A 12,393-nucleotide genomic window follows, 5' to 3' on the forward strand; every position below is an offset into this window, starting at 1 on the left:
CGCTTATGACCAGACGAGCTTCGAATAATCCGCCACAACCGCTATATCTTCTGCAATTAAAGAGAGGGTCGCCAAACGGTTAGCGCGTACCTTCTCATCTTCCGCCATAACCATAACCGCATCGAAATACGTATTAATCGGCGCTTTCAGCGCAGCTAGCTTAGCTGCAGCGTCGGCAATTTCCCCTCCGGCAACTGCTTGCTGGAACGATGCATGAACCGCCTGCCACTCCTTATACAGCGCGGATTCCGCTGGTTCTGCAAACAAAGCTTCGTCTACAACTTTAGTCGTTGCTTTGGCGGCCAAATTGCTGACGCGATTGAAAGCATCCACAATCAGCTTGAATGCTGCGCGGTCCTCGCCTGAGGCTTGCGCATTCAACAGAGCTGCGCGCTCCACTGTCAAGAGCAGATTGTTAAAGCCTGCACCCATTACAGCATCTACAACGTCATAACGAATCGCTTGCTCGGACAGCACGTTTTTCACACGAAGCGCCAAAAATTCCGTTAAATCCTTGCGTACTTCATCTGCACTGCGCTTCATGCCTCTAGCCTCATGAACCTCAAGCGCCGCATCAAACAAGTCGCTAAGCTGCAAATTCAAACGCTGTGCCAAAATAATTTGCACGACGCCAGCCGCTTGACGGCGAAGAGCGTAAGGATCCTGGGATCCTGTAGGAATAATGCCGATGGAGAAGCAGCCAACAATCGTATCCAATTTATCCGCAAGGCTTACAACGGCGCCAGTTATCGAGGCCGGTGCACGATCTCCAGCAAAGCGCGGCTGGTAATGCTCATTAATGGCAGCTGCAACTGTCTCGTTCTCGCCTGCTTTCCGAGCATAATCCTCACCCATAATGCCCTGCAGCTCTGGAAACTCGCCGACCATTTGGGTAACGAGGTCGAACTTGCAAATATCCGCCGTCCGGCTAATATGCGCTGCGGTACCCGCATCCACCTGCAATTTTGCTGCAAGCAAATCAGCCAAAGCTCTGATACGGCCTACTTTATTAGCAACCGTTCCTAGCTCCTCGTGATATACGATGTTTTCAAGCTTGGCAAGCGCGTCGCCAATGGCCAGCTTCTGATCCTCTTCATAAAAGAACTTCGCATCAGAAAGACGGGCGCGAAGCACCTTTTCATTGCCTTTTGCTACAACGTCAATTTTGTTCCGGTCGCCGTTGCGCACCGTTACAAAATAAGGGAGAAGCTGTCCTTTGCCATCCAGCACCGGGAAATACCGCTGATGCTCACGCATCGACGTAATGAGCACATCCTGCGGAATGTTGAGGAATTCGGGATCAAATGTACCGTAAAGCACATTCGGAATTTCCACAAGGAAGAGCACTTCCTCCAGCAAATCCTGATTGATGGCAATCTCCCAGTTTTGCTCCTTCGCCAGCTGCTCAATTTGAGCGACGATAATTTGTTCCCGCTCTTCTACATCGACGATGACATGCTGCTCGCGCAAACGTTCTTTGTACACCGCAGGCTCTGTCACAGTCGTCTCTGCGCCGAGGAAACGATGTCCTCTGCTGCTGTTGCCGCTGCGCACGCCTGTAATTTCAAAGGGTACAACATCTTGGCCATAAAGAGCCAATAACCATTTTATCGGCCGAATGAACTTCAAATCGTAGCTTCCCCAACGCATATTTTTCGGAAACGACATGGAGGTAATTAAATTCGTCAAGCCTTCGGACAATACAGCAGCCGTATCGATACCGATGCTGCTTTTGTTCGCATATACATATTCTACCCCTGCCAGCTCCTGAAAATAAAGCTGCTCCGGCTCCGCGCCTTGACTGCGTGCAAAGCCAAGCGCCGCTTTGCTCCAGTTGCCCTGGTCATCCTGGGCAATTTTGCGGGAAGGGCCTTTTACCTGCTCATTAACATCCGCCTGCTTCTCTTCAACACCTTGCACCAGAACAGCAAGTCTGCGCGGCGTAGCATATGCTTGTACATCTTGATGAGCGATACGCGATTCCGCAAGCCATTTTACCAGCTTCTCCTTAAGCTGATTCATAGCCCCTCTTACAAATCTTGCAGGAACTTCCTCCAAACCGATTTCCAGCAATAAATCTTTAGCCATTACGCCTCGCTCCTTTCTTTCAGCATCGGGAATCCCAGGCGCTCGCGCTCTTCCAAATAAGTCGCAGCCACTTGACGTGCCAAATTTCTCACGCGCATAATGTAGCCTGTCCGTTCCGTCACGCTGATGGCGCCGCGCGCATCCAGCTGATTGAACGCATGCGAGCATTTCAGCACATAGTCATAGGCCGGGAACACGAGATTATGCTCCATCGTCTTCTTAGCTTCCTCTTCGTACATATTAAATAATGAGAACAGCATCGCTATATCCGAAGTCTCAAACGTATATTTGGAATGCTCATATTCCGGCTGCTTGAACACATCGCCGTACGTTACGCCGTCAACCCATTCGAGATCAAACACATTTTCTTTGTCCTGAATATAGGAAGCAAGACGCTCCATGCCGTATGTAATTTCCACGGCTACCGGACTTGCATCAAGGCCACCCACCTGCTGGAAATAAGTAAACTGCGTAATTTCCATGCCATCGAGCCATACTTCCCAGCCAAGTCCCCATGCGCCAAGCGTCGGCGCTTCCCAGTTGTCCTCAACGAAGCGGATATCATGATCTTTCGGATCAATGCCAAGGCGAGTAAGGCTCTCCAAATAAAGCTCTTGAATATTGTCTGGCGACGGCTTCAAAATAACTTGAAACTGGTGATGCTGATACAGCCTGTTCGGATTTTCACCATAACGGCCATCGTTCGGACGTCGAGAAGGCTCCACATAAGCTACATTCCAAGGCTCAGGCCCAATGGAGCGTAAAAACGTCATAGGATTCATCGTGCCTGCGCCTTTCTCTACATCGTAAGGCTGCACCAAAATACAATTTTGCTCGGCCCAGAACTGCTGCAGCGTTAATATCATGCTTTGAAAGTTCATACCTTTTCCGCTCCTTTTTTTGCTTTTGCAATTTCACCAGCGGCGGCAGTCTCAAGGGAACGCAAAAACTCTCGCCTCTACGTCTGCCGCCAGACATAGGGACGAGAGCTGATCTCCCGCGGTTCCACCCTACTTGGCTTTCTTGGATGCAGCAACAATAACCAGTTAATCGTACACTAGTTCTTCTCTACTTGCTGCGCAAGAAAACCCGCTTTCTTAAACGCGACTCCGGAGTGCCCTTTCGCTGCTGGTCCGCTTCGGGCTCCCACTATCCCCGAATCGCTAAAGCTGTAACCATCACAACTACTTTCTCCATCATTGTCCGATATTTATATCTGTTTATCATAAACAAATTGCGTGCAATTGTCAAACCTGACGGCAGAAAGCCGTCTATTCCATCGCCCGTTCCCTTTGAAGCGGAGACCAGCCATCAGCGCCAGCCAAAATCTGAGTTAGAGAATAATCAGCTGCCTGATCGGCTGTAAGCTGCTGCGACCAGCTAATTCGCTTGTCGCTGGAGCCGCCCGGCCCTGTACTTGCATATTCCCCATAATGAACGGTAGGGTGGGCTTCAGGCTTGTTCCAATCATCCCATCCGGCAGGAGCAATATGCTCGCCCATCCAGCAGCGGATAAAAATCGTTTTGGCATGATTGCGCCATGGCCTGCCTAAATATACGCTTCCTGCTGGAGCATCGCCTATCAAGCGGCATTCATTGAATACATATCCGTGAGGCGCATGCTCTGGGGTAGATGCAGCAGCAATCCATCCGTTAATGGCATCCGGCTCAGCAGCGCCGCGATTTTTGGCAAAAATATCGCAGTAGTTGAACAGTACCGTAGCCGAGCCGAAAATAAAATCAACATCGCCTTCTATATAACAGTTCTCGTAATATTGCCGGGACTGCTTTCTTGGAGCGCCTTCCCTTGGACCGCCAAAAAAACTGCGGTCAATAGGAACTTCCGGCAGCGGCCCCGTAAATAGCGTATCCTGATGGCCAATTAAACGGCAATTGCGGAAGCTGGCGCGATCGCCATCAGCGTAAAGCGCCAGCGCTTGGCCCACCTTTTCCCCAGGACCTGCCGTATTGATAAACGTCATATTTTCTCCTATAAAATCATCCGCTCCAACGAACACGGTATACGAATAAAACGTATGATAGAGCTCGCCGTCCGGAAATGCTTTTGTGGCATGGTCGTCAAAGCTGATGATCGTCTCCTTGGCACTTTCTCCTATTAAGCTGATCATTGGCTTTTCGATATGAAGCTTCTCATAATAAAACCCATTGCGAATATAAATGATGACCCGCTCCTCATTCGTTGCTGGAACAGTATCAACAGCTGCTTGAATGGATGTAAAATCGCCGCTTCCGTCAGCGGCTACTACAATAGAGACAACCTTGTTTTCTTCTGCTTTCATTCTAGCCGCTACACCTCCAACGGAAAAGCATGATGCCTGCTCTCGTCCGTCTCCTGAAAAATCGCTTCCGCTGTCCGCAGCGCCCAGGCAAGCTTCTTTGTCTGTTGCATCGCAAAGTCCTCCTTCAATCTAAATTCGCTCCTTGCAAATCGCTACCGAATTCCGCAAATACAGCTTCGGCTGGATGACAACCGGATATTTAGCATCTTCACCCCGTATCAGCGCAACGATCAGCTCAGCCGCCTGAACAGCCAGCTCGCCGAGCGGCGGGCCGATCGTCGTCAATGCGACCTCGGCATACTGCATATCCGGCAAATCATCGTAACCGATTAACGAGATATCCTGCGGCACTTGGAAGCCCGCTTCAATGAAAGCACGCAGCGCCCCTCGTGTAACCAAGTTGTTGAGGCCGATGAAGGCGGTTGGCGAGCTGCTCGTAAATGTGTAGTTGCGTACGGCAAAATACCCGTCTTCCCAAGAGGAATAAGCCGGAAGCACGCTGCCTTCGCAAAATTCCAATCCCGTCCGCTGCAGCGCCTCCATATAGCCTTCAATTTTAATGTTCTGGGAATTGCCGATAAAGCCAATGCGCTCATGGCCATGCGCTTTCAAATGCTCGACCGCTTTGAAGATGCCTTCTTTGCGGTCGATTTTAATATAAGGCGAATTGGGGTTCTCATCCGCACCGAGTACGAAGCATGGCATCGGCATCGAGGAGACGAGCTTCCAGAACGCCTCCCGATCATCCAGCATATACTCCCAGAAAATGCAGCCATCCACTCGAAGCTGGCTGAAAATGTCTACCCCATCGCCCGCTATGACCAAAATCATTTGATAACCGCGGCTTTTCAGCTCGCTATGCAAATTTTTCGATATGTTGGAAAAGAGCGGGTTGCTGAGTTCATCCAGAACAAAGCCAATAATATTGCTTTTGCCCGAAGAAAGCTGCTGCGCCATAATATTTTTTCGGTATTGATATTTTTCCGCGATTTCCAGCACTTTCTGTCTTGTAGCCGGTTTAATTAGCGGATCATTGTTCAATGCCTTGGAAACTGTGCTGTAGCTTACTCCTGCAAGCTTGGCGATGTCCTTAATTGTAACCATTTCTGAGCCCACGCCTTTCCCGTCAACCGCTTGCGGTTCCTCATGCCCTATTCTATATGCTTTATGCTATAGAAACTAGGATTTCGAGGCAGCCAAGTATCGGTCATACTGAGCCTGCCTGCCCGCAATGATTTGTTCAATATTCATATTTTTTAAGTTTGCAATATAAGCATCGAATTGATCAAGACTTTCTTTTCCTGTAATGAATTTCAAATTCATCTCATCTACATACGTTTGGATGTCCGGCATCGACATGTTTTCGACGCTTGCTTCCTCTGGCAGCGCATATACATTAGGGAATGGAGGACGGATATATTGCTCAAGCTCCTTATCCCGCTTCTCATGCCATGGCGCTACGATTGCATCCGCAGAATCCGTCGATTGCGCGCTAGGCAGGTTGACTGGGCCAATACCATATTTTTGAATGAAGTCATTGTCCTTGCCCTTCTCGGTGAACTGCTTCTTGCCGTCCTTCTCTTCGTACGTTACACCTTCAATGCCCCAAGTGTAGTAGGTTTGCGCTTCTTCCCCAATAGCATAGTCTAGAAACTTGAAGGCCAGCTCAGGGTTTTTAGCATTTTTGGAAATACCGAAAATTCGGCTTACCGGCGTGCGGCCCACGTAGAACTGGTCGCCATGCGGCCCTTTCAGCGGCAAAATGCCTTGGATAAGCGGCTCCTCCGGGTTGTAGTCCGCGAACAGCGGGCTGTACACCATCGACGTATACCAGCTGAAGTTGAACGTCGCGCCTGTTATATTTTGCGAAAATCTCGAGGTCACTTGATCCGCTGTTGTACTGGCGAAATCTACGCCCAGCAAACCGTCGTTATACAAGCCATTCAGGTAAGCCAAATACTCCTTGTAGACCGGCTCATAGTAACCATAATGGACTTTGCCGCTGTCATCTGCGTAAAAGTTGCTCGACAAATCCATGCCGAACACCGGGCCAAAAGCCATCGGTATAAATTTAGGGTCCATCGACATTGGTATTTCATCCTGCTTGCCGTTGCCGTTCGGGTCGTCCGTTTTGAATTTTTTCAGCATTTCCGTAAATTCGTCGAGTGTGGTCGGCTCTTGAAGGCCTAGCTTTTTGAGCCATCTTTCATTCACCATAAACTCCGGCATGTAATTTTTCGTCAGCGTCTGCTGGGGAATATAATACATTTTACCATCTGGAGTCGTCAGACTGGCTTTAATATCGGGCGATTTTTCATAAAGTTTTTTCAAATTGACGCCATATTTCTCATACAGCTCATCAAGCGGTATAAACAGTCCGCTATTTAAATATTTCATCGTCTGATCCGTATCCGGCAAATAAACGATATCAGGCAAATCCATGCCCGCCGCGAGGCGAGGCCCTACCGCATCCGGGTAGTTTTGCGGAGGCAGCAGCTCCCAATTCACTTTCACATTGGCATTTTTCTCAATTTGCTTGACGATTTCAGCCGATGCCAGATCCACATTCGTCGTCCAGGCATTCGTTCCGAGGAAGGTCAGCTCCTGATTAGGCTGGTCGGTAATCGGCCCCGAGCCGTTGTAGGCTGGCCCCGTTTCCGCTGCTGCGCTTGCTGCTGGTGCAGCATTTCCATCTGTAGCTGCCGGTGCTCCACTGTTGCTGCATCCTGCTACTGCCGTTGCCAAAATGATAACCGATAATGCTTTTTTTGCCCCTTTTAACTGTTGTGCCATTGAACGTTCCCTCCCATAATAAAAGCCAAGTTTACAAGCGGTGTTAGCCTTTCACTGCGCCCAGCGTAATGCCTTTAACGAAATAACGCTGGATAAAGGGATAAATCATAATAATGGGCAAAATGCTGACGACGATGGATACATATCTGACCTGCAGTGAAGAGACGGCAAGCGCTCCAGTCGACGTGGCCCCGCCCATACGCTGCATAATTTCCGGAGATGCCATAATGAGCACCCTTCGCAGAAAAATTTGCAGCGGCTGCAGCTCCTGATTGCCTAAATAAAGCAGTGCCGAGAAAAAATTGTTCCAGTGAAACACCGCGTAATACAAGGTGAGCACTGCAAGCGTCGGCTTGACGATCGGCACGGCGAGCCGGAACAGCATCGTAATATCATTCGCTCCATCGATGGAGGCGCTCTCGAAAATTTCCTTCGGAATGCCTTCAAACGCCGAGCGGCAAATCATGACGTTAAACGTAATGACCAGCACTGGTACCACCATGACCCATCTCGTGTTATAGAGGCCAAGTGTCGTCAGCAGCATGTAAAGCGGAATTAATCCGCCGGAAAAATACATCGTAAACGCAATGAAGAAATTCAGCTTGCGTCTAAGGAAAAAATGCGCTCTGGACAAAGGGAAAGCGGCGAGGCAGGTGGCGACAATGTTCAGCGTCGTTCCGACAACGGTGTACCATACCGTATTGTAAAAGGAAACCCACAGCTCCTTGTACTGAAGCACCATTTTATACCCCGAAATCGTGAAATCGACTGGATATAAAAACACCTGCTGCTTGTCAATCGCGCTGACGGAGCTGAACGACACGCTGACGACATAAAGGAAAGGATATAAGGTTACGAGAATAGCCACACAAGTGATGAAATACACCAGGCTATAATAAATCAGATCTGTCTTAGATTTTTTCATGCCAGACTCCTTTTCCAGCGACTTGTTAAGGCGCGCTCTGTTACCATAGCGACATGTTCGTTGCCCGACGCGTCAATTGGTTCGCCGCAAACACGAGAATAAAAGTGATGATGGAATTAAATACGCCAATGGCTGTCGCAAAGCTGTAGTTTTGTCCGATGATGCCCATCCGGTACACATAGGTGGAAAGCACATCTCCTGTTTCATAAGTTGCTGCGTTATAGAGCAGGTAAACTTTCTCGAAACCTACGCTCATAATGCCGCCAAGCGACAGCAGCAGCAAAATAATAATCGTAGGCTTAATGCTTGGAAGCGTTAAATGCCATAACTCCTGAAATTTATTGACCCCATCGATTTTTCCTGAATCATACATTTCCGGATCAATGCTCATGATAGCTGCAATGTAGATAATTGAGCTGAAGCCGAAGCTTTGCCAAATGTCTGAGCTGGTGAAGATCGTTCGGAACCATCCCGGCTCCATCATGAAATTAATCGGTTCAAGTCCTATCTTCTCTAGCAAAATGTTGACGATGCCATCCGTCGGCGACAGGAAGTTGATCAGCATGCCGGCAATGACAACGGTTGAAATAAAATGCGGCAAATACGTAATCGTTTGGGCGAAGCGCTTGAATGCCCTATTTTTAATTTCCACTACGCAAATGGCGAATAAAATCGGAATTGGAAAGCCGAACAGCAGCGGCAGAAAAGCGAGCAAAAAGGTGTTGCGGAGCAGCCTCCAAAAGTAAATCGAGTCATAAAATTGGATGAACCATTTTAACCCGACCCAATCCCCACTGAAGATGCCCTTTCCCGGCGTAAAGTTTTTGAAAGCCATAATGACGCCCGGCATTGGAAAATACATAATGACCAAATAATAAATAAAAATAGGGGAAAACATGAGTAGTAAATATTTGTCCCGTTTGACTAGCCTAATCAGAGTCGCAGTGCGGCTATTCAATGAAATCCACTCCCTTCAGATTTAAATTTACAACGTTTGAAAAATTGAATATGACGCTGACTCCAATCAACGATCAACAGGCCATTTTACTACTCATCATCCCCCTTCATTTAAATTTACAACGTTGTAATTAATGAATAAATGTATGCGTTTTCATTACGTTTTTATCATTCTAGCAGTTTATTTTCGTTTTGGCAATGAAAACGATTTAAAATTTTAAAAAGCCGCGCCAGCACTCGGTTTCAGCATTTGAAGGGTACGGCAGCGAGGATGGGAATGCAGCTCCAGTAGCCGATGTTCCGGTCGTCTGATTGTAATAGTTGTTGCGCTCATAGAACGTGTAAGCATCTGACGAGCTGACTAGACCAACCCGATTGCTTTGATTCGTTTTGTAAAAATAATTGCGTTCTGAATAAATGTCGCTGCCGCTGCCCATTTGGTTTGCATTGTATTGCAGCTGCGAAAACCCTGCTGAATTGTTGCCGCATAAAAGTGCCGATACCTCCATTTTTACAATAAAAAAGGAGCAGACCCAAGGCCTGCTCCCTTCCCCCTGCTCACTATCCCTGTTATACCTTATTTCCCCTTCGCCAATTTTCCTGCCTGCATCCGTTCCCGCTCAATTAGTTCTTTCATCGAGGCATTGCCCATCCATAGGACACAAGCAAGCGCCAGCACGGCTGGAACTATGGACCACATAAACGTCGTGGAAATCGAATGAGACAGCGCGCTTATAATTTTATCCATCACTTCTGCCGGAATCGACTCCCGTTTTTCAGGGGTCAGAATTTGCCGGACATTTTCAGTAGGGAGCGCCGCGCCGCCACTGCCGCCTGCAAAAGCATCGCTCATGCCATTCGTGAAGCTATTGCGCTGAATAATCCCAAACACCGTAATGCCGACCGTCATCCCGAAGGAACGAATAAACGACATTGTAGCATTAGCAGACCCTCGCTGCCTCATATCGAAGCTGTGGATGGTAGACATCCCGAGCACTGAGAACGAGAAGCCGATGCCAAAGCCCGTAATGAACATAAAGAAAGCAAGCGTCCATTTGGTCGTTTCGGGACTGATCGTTGAGAGCAGCATAATGCCTGCAATAAAAATAATGGCGGACAGCACCATAACGTTGCGATAAGGCATTTTATTAGCGAGAAAACCGCCCATTTGCGCTGCGAATACCGAGCCTAATGTCATAGGCAGCAGCATTAGGCCAGAGCTAGTAGCCGTACCGCCGTATACCCCTTGCACAAAAATCGGAATGTACAAAGCTGCAGTAATAAAGGCTGCGCCATAAAATAGGGCAGCTCCCGTACTTGCGCCATACAGGCGCACACGGAACATTTTGAACGAAATAATCGGCTCAGCCGCCTTGCGTTCAACAAATATGAAAATAATAAACAAAATGGCGAAGATCGCGAACAACCCTAAAATTTGAGCAGAATCCCAAGCGTATTCATTGCCGCCAAGCTCAAGAGCGAACATTAAGCTGACGATGGAGCCTACCAGTGTTGCGGCTCCCCACCAATCTATTTTCTGCTTGGAATGTTCCATCGATTCCTTGTAAAACAATAAAATAAACAACATAGCTACAATTCCGAACGGAATATTAATATAAAAAATCCAGCGCCAGTTAATATTATCGGTAAAATATGCGCCAACGAGCGGGCCGAACAAGCTTGACGTACCGAATACGGCTCCAAACAAGCCGCCCATTTTACCGCGTTTTTCAGCGGGAAATACGTCGAAAACAATCGTGAAGGCAATCGGCATCATGGCGCCGCCACCGATACCTTGAATAGCCCGGTAAATACTAAGCTGTGTGATCGACTCTGCGGTTCCGCATAAAACCGATCCCAGCAAAAACAAGAAAATGCCTAATACAAAAAAACGTTTCCTTCCGTACATGTCGGACAGCTTGCCGAAAATCGGCATTCCCGCCATCTCTGTTACCAAATAAGCGGAAGTGACCCATACAAATTTGTCCATACCGCCTAGATCGCTTACAATCGTTGCCATAGCCGTTGATACAATCGTATTATCGATCGATGCAACGAAGATAGCTAGCAGCAATCCCGCTACGACGAAGCCAAGTCTACTTTGAGCCGCAGACATGAAAAATTCCCCCTTGTAATGATGTGAAATGCTTGAAAAGCTCTAGTTGTGGTGTATTGCCGTGCGCTGCTCAGCTTTGTTATTATAAACAATCCCGTCCTGGAGTCCTATTGGACGAGAGAACGAATAAACGCTCGGTCCAGGGACCGAACGCCATTTTTTATAAGCTATATTTATCAAGCTGATCCAGAAAACCGCGCGACTTCAGCGGAATGCCAATATGCAGATCCATCAGCATACGCATTACCTTCTTAAGCTCTTGCTTCGTTTCTGGCTTGACTTGAATAGAACCAAGCCTGCGCAAATCCATTCGGACAAACAATCGCAGCAGCTTATACGCTGCTTCAGACAATACGATGCCTTGGGGGTCTTTGTGACCGCATCGGCGGCATAATACACCGCCTGCGGCTGCACTAATTCGGAAGGGAGTCTCCTCACCGCCGCATTCCACACAATGATCCAGTACAGGCGCATACCCTGACATATCCAGCACTCTCATCTCATAAAGATGAGACACAATCTGCGGGTCCTTCCCCTCCACCAAGCCGCTTAAATAAGCCTTCAGCTGCTCGAACAGAAACGAGCTGGTATCCTCCTCCTGCATTGCCCTATCCGTTAATTCTGCCGCATAGGAAGCGTAAGCAGTCAGCTCCAGCTGTTCGCGGAGCAGATGGTTGGACGCTAAAATTTCACCATGATTCAGCGTACCAAGTCCGCTAGTGCGAAAAAAAGTAAATTCCGCGTATGTAAAGGGCTGCGCGAGAGAAGCATGCCTGCTCCGAGCCTTCTTCGCGCCGCGTATCAATATCCCTACCTTGCCATTCGTATTCGTCAGCACATTAATTATTTTATTATTTTCCCCATAATCCATGCTGCGAATAACGATGCCTTCCAAACGATACAGCATAATGAAACTCCCCCGTGACCGGCTTAAGACAGTCAGAAGGCTTCGCGCCCACTGAACTAAGGAGAAGCTTCTTCTAGCTCGGATGCCCATTCCTGGTCATCACCGAGCATTGAGTTAGGATGATCCGCTTCTCCAAGCTGATCCATTTCCTTGTAGAGCATATAAGACTCCACATCACCGGTCAATGTAAAATACTTCCACGAAAAATTCCGCAATCGTATCAACCCTTTCCGCCTCGGAAATGCTGCTCCAGACGGTATTAGATTGCGTTGATCGCATGAATGTTATCCTTAGCAATTTACGTCAA

Annotated in this window: 11 protein-coding genes; all 11 read right to left on the reverse strand. The window is 48.2% G+C overall.

Annotation, left to right across the window (positions count from 1 at the left end; genetic code table 11):
* Window positions 1-3: 3 nt before the first annotated feature.
* A complete protein-coding gene (gene glyS, locus AC50X8_RS00485) occupies window positions 4-2,088 on the reverse strand; it encodes a glycine--tRNA ligase subunit beta (protein WP_056029295.1) in 2,085 nt (694 codons plus the stop codon).
* On the reverse strand, window positions 2,088-2,969 hold the full coding sequence (gene glyQ / locus AC50X8_RS00490; protein ID WP_494878071.1) for a glycine--tRNA ligase subunit alpha: 882 nt from the start codon (window positions 2,967-2,969) through the stop codon (window positions 2,088-2,090). Before glyQ ends, glyS begins: the two co-directional genes overlap by 1 nt.
* 390 nt (window positions 2,970-3,359) lie before the next feature.
* Entirely contained in the window at window positions 3,360-4,388 is a 1,029-nt protein-coding gene (locus AC50X8_RS00495) for a pectinesterase family protein (protein WP_494878074.1), read from the reverse strand.
* A gap of 129 nt (window positions 4,389-4,517) precedes the next feature.
* Window positions 4,518-5,492, reverse strand: a complete 975-nt coding sequence (locus tag AC50X8_RS00500; RefSeq protein ID WP_494878076.1) for a LacI family DNA-binding transcriptional regulator — start codon at window positions 5,490-5,492, stop codon at window positions 4,518-4,520.
* Window positions 5,493-5,567: 75 nt separating this feature from the next.
* On the reverse strand, window positions 5,568-7,181 hold the full coding sequence (locus AC50X8_RS00505; protein ID WP_056029297.1) for an extracellular solute-binding protein: 1,614 nt from the start codon (window positions 7,179-7,181) through the stop codon (window positions 5,568-5,570).
* A 43-nt stretch (window positions 7,182-7,224) separates the two neighbouring features.
* A complete protein-coding gene (locus AC50X8_RS00510; protein WP_056029300.1) occupies window positions 7,225-8,106 on the reverse strand; it encodes a carbohydrate ABC transporter permease in 882 nt (293 codons plus the stop codon).
* 40 nt (window positions 8,107-8,146) lie between these two features.
* Window positions 8,147-9,004, reverse strand: coding sequence for an ABC transporter permease (locus AC50X8_RS00515; protein ID WP_442952511.1), 858 nt, complete (start codon window positions 9,002-9,004; stop codon window positions 8,147-8,149).
* Window positions 9,005-9,272: 268 nt separating this feature from the next.
* The gene (locus tag AC50X8_RS00520) at window positions 9,273-9,572 is read right to left on the reverse strand and encodes a hypothetical protein (protein ID WP_494878079.1); all 300 of its coding nucleotides are present in this window, start codon (window positions 9,570-9,572) and stop codon (window positions 9,273-9,275) included.
* A 68-nt stretch (window positions 9,573-9,640) separates the two neighbouring features.
* On the reverse strand, window positions 9,641-11,179 hold the full coding sequence (locus AC50X8_RS00525) for an MDR family MFS transporter (protein WP_494878081.1): 1,539 nt from the start codon (window positions 11,177-11,179) through the stop codon (window positions 9,641-9,643).
* 160 nt (window positions 11,180-11,339) lie between these two features.
* The gene (gene recO / locus AC50X8_RS00530) at window positions 11,340-12,086 is read right to left on the reverse strand and encodes a DNA repair protein RecO (protein WP_056029308.1); all 747 of its coding nucleotides are present in this window, start codon (window positions 12,084-12,086) and stop codon (window positions 11,340-11,342) included.
* Window positions 12,087-12,142: 56 nt separating this feature from the next.
* Complete coding sequence (locus AC50X8_RS00535) at window positions 12,143-12,301, reverse strand: YqzL family protein (protein WP_081418577.1); 159 nt, start codon at window positions 12,299-12,301, stop codon at window positions 12,143-12,145.
* Window positions 12,302-12,393: the final 92 nt, after the last annotated feature.

The sequence above is a fragment of the Paenibacillus sp. JT22N15 genome, from assembly GCF_059383755.1.